This window comes from Thalassolituus sp. UBA3500 (assembly GCF_002377545.1).
Classification (GTDB): Bacteria; Pseudomonadota; Gammaproteobacteria; order Pseudomonadales; family Oceanobacteraceae; genus Thalassolituus.
The window spans coordinates 38,299-52,072 of the sequence record NZ_DFQB01000044.1; the positions used below are offsets into that span (position 1 = coordinate 38,299).

13 protein-coding genes are annotated in these 13,774 nt (G+C 52.9%); 7 read left to right on the forward strand and 6 right to left on the reverse strand.

Annotated elements, in window-relative coordinates:
• Positions 1 to 3: 3 nt before the first annotated feature.
• Positions 4 to 3,222 carry a beta-propeller fold lactonase family protein gene (locus tag B2R29_RS11015; protein WP_301181114.1) on the reverse strand — a complete coding sequence of 1,073 codons (3,219 nt, stop codon included), beginning with the start codon at positions 3,220 to 3,222 and terminating at the stop codon, positions 4 to 6.
• 321 nt (positions 3,223 to 3,543) lie between these two features.
• On the opposite strand from B2R29_RS11015, the gene B2R29_RS11020 reads away from it, so the two are divergent.
• The 3 genes from B2R29_RS11020 to B2R29_RS11030 all read left to right on the forward strand — a co-directional run bounded on the left by B2R29_RS11020 (position 3,544) and on the right by B2R29_RS11030 (position 6,579).
• Positions 3,544 to 3,969, forward strand: coding sequence for a hotdog fold thioesterase (locus tag B2R29_RS11020; protein ID WP_301181115.1), 426 nt, complete (start codon positions 3,544 to 3,546; stop codon positions 3,967 to 3,969).
• Positions 3,970 to 4,174: 205 nt separating this feature from the next.
• Positions 4,175 to 4,801: a response regulator gene (locus tag B2R29_RS11025; RefSeq protein ID WP_301181116.1), complete on the forward strand. Its 627-nt coding sequence runs from the start codon at positions 4,175 to 4,177 to the stop codon at positions 4,799 to 4,801.
• The gene (locus B2R29_RS11030) at positions 4,798 to 6,579 is read left to right on the forward strand and encodes an ATP-binding response regulator (protein ID WP_301181117.1); all 1,782 of its coding nucleotides are present in this window, start codon (positions 4,798 to 4,800) and stop codon (positions 6,577 to 6,579) included. The genes B2R29_RS11025 and B2R29_RS11030 overlap by 4 nt, the downstream gene beginning before the upstream one ends.
• A gap of 8 nt (positions 6,580 to 6,587) precedes the next feature.
• On the opposite strand, the gene B2R29_RS11035 is transcribed toward B2R29_RS11030, so the two are convergent.
• A complete protein-coding gene (locus B2R29_RS11035) occupies positions 6,588 to 8,483 on the reverse strand; it encodes an ATP-binding cassette domain-containing protein (protein ID WP_301181118.1) in 1,896 nt (631 codons plus the stop codon).
• A 27-nt stretch (positions 8,484 to 8,510) separates the two neighbouring features.
• Here B2R29_RS11035 and B2R29_RS11040 point away from each other — a divergent pair, with 27 nt between their 5' ends.
• Together B2R29_RS11040 and B2R29_RS11045 are read left to right on the forward strand one after the other, a co-directional pair.
• Positions 8,511 to 8,978 (forward strand): TIGR02444 family protein, encoded by a 468-nt coding sequence (locus B2R29_RS11040; protein ID WP_301181119.1) that lies wholly within the window; start codon positions 8,511 to 8,513, stop codon positions 8,976 to 8,978.
• A gap of 36 nt (positions 8,979 to 9,014) precedes the next feature.
• Positions 9,015 to 9,674 carry a hypothetical protein gene (locus tag B2R29_RS11045; protein ID WP_301181120.1) on the forward strand — a complete coding sequence of 220 codons (660 nt, stop codon included), beginning with the start codon at positions 9,015 to 9,017 and terminating at the stop codon, positions 9,672 to 9,674.
• Positions 9,675 to 9,736: 62 nt separating this feature from the next.
• Here B2R29_RS11045 and B2R29_RS11050 read toward each other — a convergent pair whose 3' ends face one another.
• Positions 9,737 to 10,474 carry a ParA family protein gene (locus tag B2R29_RS11050; protein ID WP_301181121.1) on the reverse strand — a complete coding sequence of 246 codons (738 nt, stop codon included), beginning with the start codon at positions 10,472 to 10,474 and terminating at the stop codon, positions 9,737 to 9,739.
• Positions 10,475 to 10,582: 108 nt separating this feature from the next.
• On the opposite strand from B2R29_RS11050, the gene B2R29_RS11055 reads away from it, so the two are divergent.
• Positions 10,583 to 11,008, forward strand: coding sequence for a DUF4124 domain-containing protein (locus tag B2R29_RS11055; protein ID WP_301181122.1), 426 nt, complete (start codon positions 10,583 to 10,585; stop codon positions 11,006 to 11,008).
• A 64-nt stretch (positions 11,009 to 11,072) separates the two neighbouring features.
• On the opposite strand, the gene B2R29_RS11060 is transcribed toward B2R29_RS11055, so the two are convergent.
• The 3 genes from B2R29_RS11060 to B2R29_RS11070 all read right to left on the reverse strand — a co-directional run bounded on the left by B2R29_RS11060 (position 11,073) and on the right by B2R29_RS11070 (position 13,231).
• Positions 11,073 to 12,029, reverse strand: coding sequence for a WD40 repeat domain-containing protein (locus tag B2R29_RS11060; protein ID WP_301181123.1), 957 nt, complete (start codon positions 12,027 to 12,029; stop codon positions 11,073 to 11,075).
• 76 nt (positions 12,030 to 12,105) lie between these two features.
• On the reverse strand, positions 12,106 to 12,579 hold the full coding sequence (gene rsd / locus B2R29_RS11065; protein ID WP_301181124.1) for a sigma D regulator: 474 nt from the start codon (positions 12,577 to 12,579) through the stop codon (positions 12,106 to 12,108).
• A gap of 124 nt (positions 12,580 to 12,703) precedes the next feature.
• On the reverse strand, positions 12,704 to 13,231 hold the full coding sequence (locus B2R29_RS11070) for a disulfide bond formation protein B (protein WP_301181125.1): 528 nt from the start codon (positions 13,229 to 13,231) through the stop codon (positions 12,704 to 12,706).
• Between the two features lie 113 nt (positions 13,232 to 13,344).
• Between B2R29_RS11070 and B2R29_RS11075 the strand changes: the two genes are divergently transcribed.
• A complete protein-coding gene (locus B2R29_RS11075; protein WP_301181126.1) occupies positions 13,345 to 13,749 on the forward strand; it encodes a flagellar basal body-associated FliL family protein in 405 nt (134 codons plus the stop codon).
• Positions 13,750 to 13,774: the final 25 nt, after the last annotated feature.

The following is a 13,774-nucleotide window of genomic DNA, read 5'->3' on the forward strand; positions in this document are numbered from 1 at the left end:
CGATTAAGAACCGAATGGCCAGAAGTAGTTAAAGTCAGGGAACCGACCTTTACGCTTCTGAGCAGCTTCACGATCAAAGCCGTTGCCTTCGGCTGGAACCATAACGTCCTGTTCTGGGGCTGCAAATGGATCCATAGGTTGAACGCTGGTTGGCGCGCGGCCCATCAGTACGGCGTCTTCCATATTCAAAGTGCCGTCTTCATCGCGGTCGAGTGCGACACGGGTACCAGAACCCGGAGGTGCACACAGATAGGTCAGGCTGTTGCCGAACTCGGTGCTGGTGGCACGTAGGTCTGCGTCCGATATGTATTCACCGTCATCCGACAGAAACTCGCCCGATTCCTGCATCATCCAGCCACGTTGCTCACCATCAATGACGCCGTGAACGACCAGGTCGCATTGCTGCTTGTTGGGGCCTTGAGCAGAGGTATGCAGCAAGGCCTGGCTGATCATAAGGTCGATCAGATCCTGGTCGTTCTGTTGCTGAGCATTCAGGGTCACCTGTTGTCCTACGATTGGGGCCAGCCCTGTAGGTACCTGGGTCACAAACTCGAATACCGGTGCAACGTCTTCAATATCAACGTGGAATACGCTGACGGTCAGGAAGGTTTCCATCGTATCGACCGCACCATCGTGTGACAGGCCATATCCGGTTACCTGATCACCCATGTGTTTACTTGTCGATGTTTCATCGCGGAATTTCTGGCCGAACATGCCTACACGGGTGTAGACATTACGCAGGTGCGGAATTTTGAAGTCCTGCGGGTTTTCGGTGCCTTCGAAGCTCATCAGTGTGTTGGTGCCGAAACGTTCGATATCCATTTCGACTTCATGACAGTGGTTACAGGTCTGCTTAGCAATGTCGTTCTTCGATTTGAAACCGGTGGTTTTTTCATTGAAGTATACATCGGCCCCCGCTTGAGCTTTCGGCGTCAGTGTGTCGTCGAGATTACGGTTGGGGTTGGGTGGATAGCGCAACTGCAGTACAAAGTCAGCGAACTTATTCAGTTCATCTTCTGTCGGCTGTGCATCGCGACCTAACAGTTCGGTAAAGGCACCGCGGAACTCTTTGAACGCCGCTTTTTCGAGAGACTCACCATTGACGCGGTAAGCGCCAGTGCGGTCTCCACGCCAGTGCAGTGGCCCCTGGAACTCCATGCCACGGAATGACTGAGTCAGCATCGGTCCTTTGAGTGGGTGATGAACGCGGAGCGCATTCATTTTCACGAATTCATCGGCGTAACCGCGAGGATTTTCGGTCCAGTTTACGTCTGGATTGCCCAGCTCCCAGGCAAGACCATCCATATCACCAAAGAGGTGGCAGGAACCACAGGAAGAATCACCACGACCGGAACTGAAGCGTGCGTCGTACAGGAAAGGACGTCCTTCGGTGATAAATTCCGGTTCGGGATTGTACATCTCAACACTGGCAACCTCTTCGCGTGCTTCAAGGTCAACGACTGCGACTGAGTTATTAAAGCGCGTGAGCACGTACATACGATTGCGCTCTTCATCCAGAGCGATACCTGCTGGCCCGCCACCGGAGACTTCTATGTGATTCGCTTCGGAGGTCGTGAAGTTGCCGTTCTCGAGTTCTGCAGCATCGAAAATCCCCACTTTCGATGAACTGTAAGCAGCCACATAGAGAGTCTCACCGTTGCTGTCCATCACCATTTCCAGTGGCATTGCCAGAGAGCGGGCATTGTCGTCAGCAGATCCGCCCGGACGTGAATCCGCCAGGTGGTTGTTCAGATCGCGCGGGGTCACGTCATTGCCATCAATGACTGTAATCTGGTTCTTGATAAAGCGTCCGCGTAACGTCTGAATATCGCTGCGATCGCCGTGGCCTTCAAATTTCAGCTCGTTACGGGCGTCCATGTTCGAGACATACACCTTACCGTTGGCTGGGTTGACCGTCATATTGAACAAGGCATTACCGACACCAGAATGACGCTTGGTCCAGGTTGGTGATGATGCCATCGCATCAATTTCAAAGACGTCGTAGTCGGGCAGGTCGAAATAGATCTGACGGTTCCAGTTGGTACCGTACTGGTCACGCCAGTCATCACCGTCGTATTTCACCATCACGCCAGAGTTCGGTGCTTCGACACCGCCGGCGTCGGTGGTGGGCCCGGGCTTACCATTGATGGTGCTGGTGCGGCCGAACAAACGATAATTATGCGAGGCGATGGTGGTCTGGTTACCTGACTTATAAATGGCCGCGTAAACCTTGCTGCCGTCCGGAGTGACAGCGAGGGCGCGAGGCGCCATGCCAAACATAGAAATTACTTTCTCAGGCTCCGAATCACCAGAGGCTGCATCAAAGACCCAGACATCGGCCCGGTCAGTCCCTGGCGTCATGGCATCCAGATCGGATGGTGAATGTTGACCACGGTGTGCGGTGGTGACAAAAGCACGGTTGCGGTCCGGGCCGCCGAATACAATATCCTGAGGCTCATCACCGGTGTACAGGGTACGCGTGACGTGTGGAATATCGGCAGCAAGGTCGACCACGCTGATGTTATCCGACAGGGTATTCACCACCCAGGCTTCGCTGTCATTGCGCAGCGCAATCGCGACAGGCTCGAGGCCAACCGGAACGCTGTGCAGCAATTCAGGTAATTCACCCGAAACGTCGAACACTTCCATCTTGCCGTCGGGGGTGTTCAGTGCGTAAAGGCGGGTTTTATCGGAGTTCATTGCCAGAGGACGTACCTGACCACTTTCAAACGCCGTGTAAGAGCCCTGAACCTTGATATCAATGGTGCCTTCAGTGCTGCCATCGGCGCCGTCATCGACTTTGAAGATCACCCGGTCAAACCCTGTGTAGTTGGCGTCCGGCGTGTAGGTCATATTGGGCGGGGTACCCGTCAGAGTCCCATGCATGGGCAATGAGGAAATGGTCCAGTTAAGATCATTATCAACGTTGCCATTGGCATCCAGATGTTTGGCCCGGAAATCAAAGCTAATGGCCTGGTCCCGGAAGGTGGTAAGACCATGGGATCTTGCCTGTGGAATCAGAAACGGGCGGATATTGTTTGATTCGTTAATGGCTTCAGCGGCGAAAGAAAAGCTAAGAAAGAACTCAGCAGTTGATTGCCACAGATCGCCGTTGAGTGTTCCCGGACCTGTTACATCAGCACTGGCAGATTGCGTACTGATAAGACCGGCACTGAGCGCGGACGCTAGCAGCGCGCGCTTAATACGGTTTGGTTTAGTCATAGTAACCCCAGAAGAGCATTTTTATTGTTGTATTCACCCGAACCGCGTTGGTGAGACTTAAACGCTTACATCAGGGTGCAGCCTGACAGCCTGCCGGGCTTAAAGGGGGTAGGCAATCACTCCACGGTAACTTGGCTTGCGCGGGCACATCTGAGCGAGAAATTACTGAGTGAAAAGATTATTTGAAGTCATATACGTAGTCTGGCGCACGATGGAATTTTTCTGCGAAAACGAATGAAACAGTGCGTCGCAGGTAACTGGCTGGTCGCTTGGCGTGAGTTGTCATATCCTCTTGTTTTTGTGACTTTGTGAGCCTCTGATATGACGATCTGGTTTTCGACTCCTGATATTCAAGCAGCCAATAAGGCAATGGAAAATACGGCCTGCTCCAATCTGGGCATTGAGATTACTGAAATTGGTGATGACTGGGTGAAAGGAACGATGCCAGCTGACCCGCGCACTTTTCAGCCGATTGGGCTGGTGCACGGTGGCGCCAATGTATTGTTCGCCGAAACACTGGGCAGCATGGCCGCGAATATGTGCCTTGATAACAGTAAAGAGTATGCAGTCGGGCAGGAAATTAACGCTAACCACCTTCGCGGAGTACGATCTGGCACCCTCACAGGAGTGGCAAAGATCGTTCATCGTGGCCGTACGTCACAAGTCTGGGAAATACGGATTTACAACGACGAAGAAAAGCTCAGCTGCATTTCGCGTTTGACGATGGCGGTGATTCCGGCAGGCTGACTCATAACCCGCCCTTGTCCACTTTTTTCTTGGTCTGTTTAATTCGCTTGGACAGTCTCAGATGCTCATCGGAAATTAGATTACTTCCCTCTGAACACCTAGCGCATTTTGGGTTACATTAGCCCAATACTTTAGTGTGGGGTGTCGCTAGCTGACAGTCCTGTCAATGCAGAAAGCCTTCGCCCCGGATGTAACAGGAGAATGGATGCACTACTTAATCATTGATGATCATTTGCTCTTCGCCGGTGGTTTAGCCGGGCTTCTTGAGCAGTCTTTGGCGCCCTGTGATACGACACAGGTCCGTACCGCGGAAGAGGCAGAGCAAGTATTGAATGACATGGATGAACAACCCGACCTGATTCTGATGGATCTGAATCTTCCGGGTATCAGCGGCCTGACCCTCATCCGGCGCCTGCAGCAAATGTCAGTCTGGTCACCGGTGATGATGATCTCTGCTTCTGAGTCACTGTCAGACGCTGGAAAAGCATTGGATCATGGAGCACTGGGCTACTTGCCTAAGTCATCTCCGCCGGAAGTATTGATCAACGCAATTCAGGATGTACTTAACGGTGAGACCTATTTACCTGAGGGTTGGCTTGAACTGATTCAGAGTCAGAAACAGGAGCTTCCCGAGATACGTCTTACACCGCGTCAGCAGGAAATTCTTCATCTGCTCGCGCAGGGCATGTCCAATAAAGTTATCGCCAGCGAACTCGATATCTCTGAGAACACCATCAAAGGTCATCTGCGGGATGTTTTCCGGTTATTCAGGGTCACCAATCGCACCGCTTGCCTGAATGCCGTACGCCGTTTGGGACTTCTGCCTGAATGACCGTCGCAACAGACGATATCGAGCTGAGCGATGATGAGATTAATGCGTTCCGCCGTCGCCGGGCAACGGATGATCTGTACGACCGCATCAGCACGATAACGATTGGCACCCTCATATTAACGACGGTATTGATTGTTAATCAGAGTCCCCCGGCAGGCGCGGTATACGGTTATCTCTGGTATGCCGCCTGTATCGGGCTTGAGGTGTTTGGCACAGGCCTGTTGTGGTGTTACCGGAATTACTACGAGCGGCGTTCACTGACCTTCTGGCGCGGTATGTACATGGCGGGTGTGATCGTGCTCGCTACCTTATGGGGCAGTGCGGGAGTGCTGTTCTTTAACGTCAGTGAGTTTGCAGAACAGACCCTGCTTTTTGTGCTCATTATTGGTGTCACCGTATCATCGGTCAGCACCAACGCCATCTGGTTGCTTACCCATGCGATTTATCTGGTGGTCAGCACGATGCCGATGATTGTCATGTGTCTGATTCAGCCCGACCCACAGTACAAGGGAATGGGGCTGGCATTTCTCGCCTACATCGGTGTCGCCTATTCCGTTGCCCGTTCGGGCAGCATTACCTACAAAGATATGATGGCACTGACACTAAAAAATATTCGTCTGGCTGAGACCCTGCGCGAGCAATATGAAATTACCGATGCAGCCAGTCGCGCAAAAACTCAGTTTCTCGCATCAGCCAGTCATGACCTGCGCCAGCCGGTTCATTCACTCTCTCTGCTTTCGGAAGGGCTGCGACAGGAAGTCAGTACTGAGCGCGGTCAGCAGTTGGTTTCACACATTCGTTCGGCTGTTACTTCGATTGATGACCTGTTGGGAAAGCTGCTGGATATTTCGCGGCTGGATGCCGGAGACGTTCGTGCCGAGCCCTCTGATTTCAGACTCGATCCTCTTATTCAGAGTCTTGTTATTGAAGCGCGCCCGGTCGCAGAAGCTAAGGGACTTGAGTTGGTGGCTATGCCTTGTCAGTGCGCGGTGCACAGTGATCCGGTATTGCTTGGCAACATCCTTCGCAACCTGATTACAAACGCCATTAAATATACCGAAACCGGGCAAGTGCGTGTTGACGTGGTGGCGGGTGACAACGTGTCTGTGCAAGTCAGTGACACCGGGATGGGGATTCCGGCGGATCAGCAGGATCAGATCTTTCAGGAGTTTGTGCAGTTGAATAACCCTGAGCGGGATCGTCAGAAAGGGTTAGGACTCGGTTTGTCGGTATGTCGTCGTCTTGCCGGACTATTAGGGCACGAACTTGAAGTGGATTCTGAACCCGGTAAAGGGTCGGTATTCAGTGTGACTCTTGCTGGTGCCGAATGGACGGAAGAAGACGGAGCCGTGGTATCGCTGACCGAAGGTGTGATACCTGCATCCGCTGGCGTTTTCAGTGGCGTGAATGTGCTGTTCGTTGAAGACGATGCCATGGTGCGCGAGAGCACAGCTCAGCTACTGGCAGGGTGGGGGTGTCATGTGCGTGCCTGTGTTGATGCTGTCGAGGGATGGGCGATCGTCGAAGCAGAGCCTGATTGGGCAGATATTCTGATCAGCGATTATCGCCTGCCCGGGAGCATGACCGGGCAGGAGTTAGTCTCGCGCATTAAATCAGAGCTTCTGCCCGACTTGCCGGTACTCATGATCACGGGAGACACGGCTCCTGAGCGTATTAAAGCATTGGCCGAGGAGGGGATTACTGTATTGCACAAGCCAGTGCGGCCCGGATTTATGCGCAATGCAATACGCCAGCTACTTGCCGTTCAGAGAGCTTAGAAACCGCGTTACTCTGCGGCTTCCAGTTGTTCGGTCAGTTCCATCCACTCCATTTCAATGTCATCCAGCTCGCCTTTCAGTTTGCCTTGCTGCTGAATCAGAGTGTTGAGCTCGTCCTTACGTGATGCATCGTACAGAGTGGCGTCACCCATGTTTTCTTCAATGGTTGCCAGCTCTGCCTGTAGTTTTTCCATCTTTTTTTCCGCCGCTTGTTGTTGCTTGCGGATGGGAGCCAGGCGCTGGCGTTTTTCGGCTTCGATGCGTTTTTGTTCTTTGCGGTCAACTACCGGCTGCTTCTCGCCTGAGGTTGCTGGCGCTGTTTCTCCGGCAGTCGGTGTGTTGGCTTCACGCTTATTCAGATAATCGTGGTAATCATCAAGGTCGCCGTCGAAACTCTGCACCTTGCCGTGGTCGACCAGCCAATATTCATCGACGGTGGACTTCAGCAGGTGGCGGTCGTGGCTGACAATTAAAATAGCGCCTTCGAAATTCTGCAGCGCGAGTGCCAGTGCTTCGCGCATTTCAATATCCAGATGGTTCGTTGGCTCATCAAGAATCAGCAGGTTTGGCTTCATCCAGGCGACACATGCCAGGGCCATGCGGGCTTTTTCACCCCCAGAAAACGGCTCAATCACTTCTAATGCTTTATCGCCATGGAAACCAAAGCCACCGAGAAAGTTACGGATTTCCTGCTCGCTCGCCTGTGGACGTAAACGCTGCAGAATCAGCGACCCGCTCGCTTTTACATCCAGTGATTCCAGCTGGTGCTGTGCAAAATAACCGATATGGCAATGTTCACCGGTGCTGCGCTCGCCTGCGAGTAAAGGAACCTCTTCGCACAGCGTTTTTAACAGCGTAGATTTACCGGCACCGTTCGGACCGAGTAAACCAATTCGGTGGCCCGGTACGATGGATATTTTTACCTGTGGCAGGATAGTTTTATCGGCATAGCCCAGGTCGGCGTTATCAATAGCCAATAACGGCGTCGACATTTTTTCGTAGCAGGGAAATTCAAAGCGGAATGGCGAGTCGACGTGCGCTGGAGCAATCAGCTCCATGCGTTGCAGCTCTTTTAAGCGGCTCTGAGCCTGCTTGGCTTTACTTGCTTTGGCGCGAAAGCGGGCGACAAACTTCTCGATTTCAGCAACACGCTCCTGCTGCTTTTCGTAGACCGTCTGTTGTTGAGCCAGCTTTTCGGCGCGGATGCGCTCATAGGCGCTGTAGTTACCCGGGTACACCACCAGCTCGCGGTTATGAAGGTGAACGATATGGTCTGCAACTGAATCAATAAAATCACGGTCATGGGAGATAAACAGCAGAGTACCGGGATATTTTTTCAGCCAGCCTTCTAACCACAAAGTAGCCTCAAGATCTAAGTGGTTGGTGGGTTCGTCGAGGAGCAGAAGGTCAGAGGGCATCATCAGCGCCTGAGCCAGATTCAGGCGGATACGCCAGCCACCGGAGAAGTCTTTTACCGAGCGTTTCAGGTCGGCTTGCGAGAAACCAAGGCCATGCAGCAGTTGTTCGGCTTTCACTGGAATCTGATAACCCTGGTGCTCGTCCATGGCATCCATCCAGCGAGTCAGTGCGTTATCATCGCTGGCGTTGGCCATACCGGCTTCGATTTCGCGGTAGCGCGCGTCCCCATCGATGGCATAATCGAGAGCACAGCGTTCACTGGCTTCGACTTCCTGCTTCATATGAGCGATGCGCCACTTGGCTGGCATATTCAGATCACCGCCATCGACGGTCAGTTCTCCGTTAAGAAGAGCAAACAGGCTCGACTTGCCGGCCCCGTTAGGGCCGATAAGCGCCAGCTTCTGGCCGTCATGAATGCGCAGGCTGGCTTTTTCTAACAGAAAATTAGTACCGCGCTGTAACGAAACCTGATTAAACTCGATCATAGAAAACACACAGAAAAGGGGCTGGTAATGGCGGCGCAGTTTGCCACAGAAGCGGGTGACGGACCAATGGATAACGCCTTATGGCGCTATGCATTACGCGTGTATTCACGCTCGGGAGTAGAAGCTCAGCTGCTTCGTATGCAGGATGAGCACGGTGCCGATATCCTGCAATTGCTGACGGTGCTCTGGTTATCTGAACAGGGGCTTGAAGTAAACGAGGCGGCTCTGGTCAACAGTGAATACCTGAACTGGAAGCAGGATATGATCGAGCCTCTGCGCCAGCAACGACGTCAGGCGGACCGCCTTGAGCATGGTGATCTCTACGAGCTGTTGAAAAAATCGGAGCTTGAAGCAGAGCGTTATGGTCTTGGGATCTTATGGGCCAGAAATAAAGATAATCGGGCGGATAAGGGCCGCTGCACAGTCTCTGACCTTATGCTAGTCTGCAGTAGTGAAAAGGAATGCACAGCCTTGGCTGAACTCTCTCAGGGCTGACACCGGATATCTGTACACGCAGTTTCAGGAGGAAACATGTACTCAGCCGCCTATCCGCACGACCCCATCGAGCAATTGTTCCCTGATGTGTTCTGGGTACACGGTAGCATCCGTGTCGGGCCAGGAATGCGCCTCAACCGCAATATGATTATTCTGCGTGAAGGGAATGAACTCACCCTGATCAATCCTGTGCGCCTTCAGGAAGACGCTCTGCGCGAGCTTGATGCCTTGGGACAGGTCGCCCGGGTGGTGAGGCTTGGTGACTTTCACGGACTGGATGACCAATACTACGTTGACCGCTACCAATGCCTGTTCTGGGCCCAGGCCGGGCAGAGTACATACAGCTCACCAGAGATTGATGTGCTGGTGGACGAAGCTTCGCCAGGCCCCATAAGAGATAGTCTCTTCTTTGTTTATCGCAATGCACTGTACCCTGAAGCCGCGCTTCTTATAAATAAGCACAGGCTGCTGATTACCACCGATAGTCTTCAGTATTACCGCGACTGGGATTACTTTTCAGGCTTTACCCGGTTTGTATTCAAGCTGCTTGGTTTTCACCGGGGCATGAATATCGGTGGGCCATGGTTGAAGCGCGTAACGCCCAAAGGTGGTTCTTTACAGCGGGATTTTGAACGCCTGATTCAACTCGACTTCGATGCCCTGGTCGGTGCTCATGGCCAGGTTCTGAGAATGTGAGCAAAAGCGGCAGTCAGGGCCGAAGTTCGTCATCTGTACGGCTATGAAGAAGAGGCCTGAACTCAGATTCGGTTACGTTGGATTTCCTGCATCGTTTTATTCAACCAGATCATAAGTGGTTGCCACTCTTCCTGTTCTTTCGGGTGTTGTCGGTCAAAATCGACAACACCAAAGCCGTGCTCTCCGGCCTTAACATAGAATTGTGTATCGCGAAATGCGGTTACAAATGGGATATGCAGATCGTCGAGGAAAGACTTCAGCGAGTTGAAACTCAGCGTGTTCCGTTTAACGCGGTTAGCGACTACTGCAATGGCGCAGGCTCGTTGGCGGTAGGCCTGTGTCTTTCTTAATTCTTCAATAAATTCTGTGGCGGCGCGCATATCGATGGCCGATGGAATGACTGGAATGATGACGATATCCGATTGCGCAACCAGGTCAGACAGTGCATTGCCATAAAGGCCCGCTGGCGTGTCGATCACCACACGCTCTGTTGCGGGATGAATTCGCATACGCCAGCTGAGTGTTGAGCCAGTGCGGTGACGTTCTCTGACCGCTTCAATACCATTAATAATCGGAAGCTTAGCGCTACGTAGCTTCAGCCAGTCGGTGGCGGATGCCTGAGGGTCGTGATCAATGAGAGTCGTTATCTTACCCTCGCGGGCAAACTGGCAGGCCAGGTTCGTGGCCAGTGTGGTTTTACCACAGCCGCCCTTCGCGTTCGCGACCAGAACCCGCATCGCTTTTGCGTAGGTAACCACTCTGGGCTTTTGACTGATAACCCCTGCAGTCATAGATGACATCGTTTCCCTTCAGCGATGGGTGTTAAGATAGATTTCTCTATCGGACAGTCTTTAGCATACTGCAAAAATCCGGATTTTGCCGGAATACAGTCGACAAAAGGAGTTGCTATGAAATTCACCGCGATCCTGTTTCTTCTCAGTGTCCTGGGTGTGGCGATCGGCACGCCCTACATTATGAAAAAAGTGAACAGTGGTTCATCATCAGGGCTTTCGGCCTATACGCCGCCTGCCTCCACAGAGCAGACGCGCCAGACGTTTTACAAGTGGCAGGACGACACTGGCCAATGGCATTTCGGCAACGAAGCGCCGGAAGGTGTGACAGTCAAAGAGGTTCACATCGATACCGCAGCAAATATTCTGGCACCGGTCGCAACGAAGAAAGAAGAAACACCAGACGCCGAACTGATTACTCCCGAGCCTCAGATACCTGATTCGCCGATCGTTATGCCGGGTCAGGCGCTGGAGCTGATTGATCAGGCAAAGCAGGTGAAGACTATGTTGGAGTCACGGTACTCAACTGAAGAACAGAAGTAGACGTCGTCTTCATATGTGAGCACTCTGCATGTTCTCGGGGTGAGCTGTATCAGAGCGACCTGTATCACAGCGACATGTGATAGACGCGTCCGTTCGCAGCCGCCGCAACGACGCCTGTGTCGGTGAAGGCGACGTCTTCGAGGGCAACGTTATTTCCTACCCAATGATCTCCGGGCGTTGCGCGCCAGCGTTTAAGTTCAGCGCCCGTCTGAACGTCCCAGAGTTGTATCTGCCCCGATGTATTGCCTGTCAGCAGCCGTTGTTCCGACTCGTCGAACCTTGCTGTACTGAAGTGTCCGCGACCACCGGGTAATTCGAGCAGCAACTGGCCACTGGCGGCATCCCAGATGCGCCCTGCCTCGCGCAAGGCTGACGTGAATATCAGGCGACCACTGGGCGACAGTTCGGCGGTTTTGACCTGGTTGTCGTGCTTCAGAGTCGCAATCGCTGTACCGTCATTGAGATTCCAGACAATGGCTGTCAGGTCATCACTGGCAGAGGCGCCAAGTAAGCCATCGGCGCTCAGGCTGACGTCGTAAACAATGCCGTCGTGGGCAAGTCGTTGTCGGATACCGCCATTGCGGATATCGAACAGTGTGGCGGTGTAGTCTTGCATACCAAGGAGTGCAAGATTGCCGTTTTCGGTGAGAGCAATGTCTTCGATGTCGCCAGGCGTATTCCAGAACCAGACGGCTTTACCTGTGGCGACTTCCCAAAGCACGATGGTGCGGTTATCCGCGCTGGCAACGTAAGCGTCGTCCGGTGAGAAAGCCCCACTGGTCAGGTTACTGTAGCCGTCGGCTTTGTGATTCCAGTCGAAATGACGCTCGGCCGGGTCCAGTGTCCAGTAGCTGCCACCATGATGCAGACTGCCGATAAAGGCGGCATTGCCGGAATGGTTGATACGCATGCTATACACGCCCTGAGTAGCAACTTCAGAGAAGCGCTCAGGTTCAGCGGCGTTATCGCAGGCGGTGAGCAGAGTCAGGGAAAGCAGAAAAAGAATAAAACGCGGGATCATGACAACCTGTTCCGTGAGCGGTCAGTGGACGCGCGAAGTGCGCGCCCTGTTGTCAGTGTAGAACAGAAATTCTGTCTTAGCTGGCAACCGCTTCACGGTGAACGTTGTGCATCTTCTCGATCAGGTTATCTTCAATCTGGAAGCGTTCTTCGAGAACTTCACCGATCGCTGACAGGTCGGCCGGCAGCTTCGCCAGTTGGTCCAGAGTGCAGTGCTTGTCGTACGTGTCATTGAAATCGACACATTCGCCGGTCAGAGCTTCGAGACGTGGCATCTGTTCGTTTGCCAGATCAATGGTGCCGTCGTCAAACTCGCGAGCTTCGTTCATCAGCTGCTCGTAGATTTCGAAGTGGCCAGCTGAGCAGTAGTCCATCATCACCTCACAGAAGCGCTGTAGGTTCTCTGCCAGTGGCTCTTCTTCAGACAGCGGTTTGCTGGCGCTCAGATTGCAGAACAGAACGATCAGGCTCTGGCGCTCATTCAGCCATTTGTCGATCAGTTGGTGAACACCGCCCCAGCGTTCCTGTGCATTTTTACATTTTTCCAGCATGTCAAAATTCCTCTGTGAAAACGGTGCTGCTTATGCCTTAGTGTCACCAATATAGGCGCGTGGAAAGCGGCATTTCAAGCAACTTTTTTCAGTTTTTTTTCTTGCAATACCGCGGTTATGTGCATCAGCCCTGCTTGTCTGCGGCCCAGGCGCGGACAAGCCCCAAAAGGCTAACAAGCGTAAACACAACAAATATGACACGAGTCCATTCGGGCATACTCATGTTCATGAAGTCCCACGAAATATCCGCGCAGCTGCCACTGGCCTGAAGCATGAAGCTAACCAGTTCGGTGAAAGGCAGAACCTCGGCCATGTATTCAACGCTGGGGCCGCATTCCGGTACTTCGTCTGCCGGCAAGCCCTGAAGCCAGACATGTCGGTTAGCGACCCAGACGCCAAATACGGATGAGGCGAGGGTGAATATCAGAGCAATACGGTGCGGCCAGAGAGTATGTCGCGCAATGAATGCCAGCAGACAGCCTATGCCAATCCCCAGCGTTGCGATGCGCTGAACAATACAGAGTGGGCAAGGATCAAGAAACATCTGGTATTCAAAGTAATAGGCCGATGCCAACAGAAGGACACAGATAAGAAAGCCGGCCAGATAGCCACCGGCAACCAATGGCGCGGGAAATAAACGTTGCAGCATCATAAGTCGTTCTATGAACTCGTGAATTAGTTGTTCGGAGTCTATCACGCACTCCCAGCGGAATCCGCGTCAGCTGCTAAGCTTGACCATAATCTACATTATGACGGAGACGCGGCATGTTGAAGCGCCTTATTTTCACGCTACTGGTAGTGCTACCAGTGATGGTTGTTGCAGAAGATGAAGCGGCCCCTGCAGGCCCTCAGGTTCAGTACATCTACTTCGAACCTGCGTTTGTTGTGAACTACGGCAGTACGGGCAGGATTAAGTATTTGCGCACGGATGTCGCTCTGAAGGTGAGTACGACCGAGGCAGGCGCTGCTGTCGCGCATCACAAGCCCTATCTGCGCAACAGTCTGGTGATGCTGTTCAGTGCCCAGGAGGCAGAGATTATGAATTCGACGAAGGGGCGTGAAGAGCTTCGTCAGATCGCTCTGGAAGAAGTCCGCGCGGTCATGACTCAACTGGAAGGTGCCCCGTCAGTGGATGATCTGTACTTCAATAATTTCGTTGTTCAGAATTGACGGCTCACCACTGACAGCCCAGAGC

What these genes read in the sequence shown, in the direction of transcription:
- B2R29_RS11020 (WP_301181115.1), top strand. Translation starts at nt 3,544, where the DNA reads ATGACGATCTGGTTTTCGACTCCTGATATTCAAGCAGCCAATAAGGCA.
- B2R29_RS11070 (WP_301181125.1), bottom strand. Translation starts at nt 13,231, where the DNA reads ATGATGCTGCAACGTTTATTTCCCGCGCCATTGGTTGCCGGTGGCTAT.
- B2R29_RS11025 (WP_301181116.1), top strand. Translation starts at nt 4,175, where the DNA reads ATGCACTACTTAATCATTGATGATCATTTGCTCTTCGCCGGTGGTTTA.
- B2R29_RS11035 (WP_301181118.1), bottom strand. Translation starts at nt 8,483, where the DNA reads ATGATCGAGTTTAATCAGGTTTCGTTACAGCGCGGTACTAATTTTCTG.
- B2R29_RS11040 (WP_301181119.1), top strand. Translation starts at nt 8,511, where the DNA reads ATGGCGGCGCAGTTTGCCACAGAAGCGGGTGACGGACCAATGGATAAC.
- rsd (WP_301181124.1), bottom strand. Translation starts at nt 12,579, where the DNA reads ATGCTGGAAAAATGTAAAAATGCACAGGAACGCTGGGGCGGTGTTCAC.
- B2R29_RS11060 (WP_301181123.1), bottom strand. Translation starts at nt 12,029, where the DNA reads ATGATCCCGCGTTTTATTCTTTTTCTGCTTTCCCTGACTCTGCTCACC.
- B2R29_RS11055 (WP_301181122.1), top strand. Translation starts at nt 10,583, where the DNA reads ATGAAATTCACCGCGATCCTGTTTCTTCTCAGTGTCCTGGGTGTGGCG.
- B2R29_RS11030 (WP_301181117.1), top strand. Translation starts at nt 4,798, where the DNA reads ATGACCGTCGCAACAGACGATATCGAGCTGAGCGATGATGAGATTAAT.
- B2R29_RS11050 (WP_301181121.1), bottom strand. Translation starts at nt 10,474, where the DNA reads ATGTCATCTATGACTGCAGGGGTTATCAGTCAAAAGCCCAGAGTGGTT.
- B2R29_RS11045 (WP_301181120.1), top strand. Translation starts at nt 9,015, where the DNA reads ATGTACTCAGCCGCCTATCCGCACGACCCCATCGAGCAATTGTTCCCT.
- B2R29_RS11075 (WP_301181126.1), top strand. Translation starts at nt 13,345, where the DNA reads ATGTTGAAGCGCCTTATTTTCACGCTACTGGTAGTGCTACCAGTGATG.
- B2R29_RS11015 (WP_301181114.1), bottom strand. Translation starts at nt 3,222, where the DNA reads ATGACTAAACCAAACCGTATTAAGCGCGCGCTGCTAGCGTCCGCGCTC.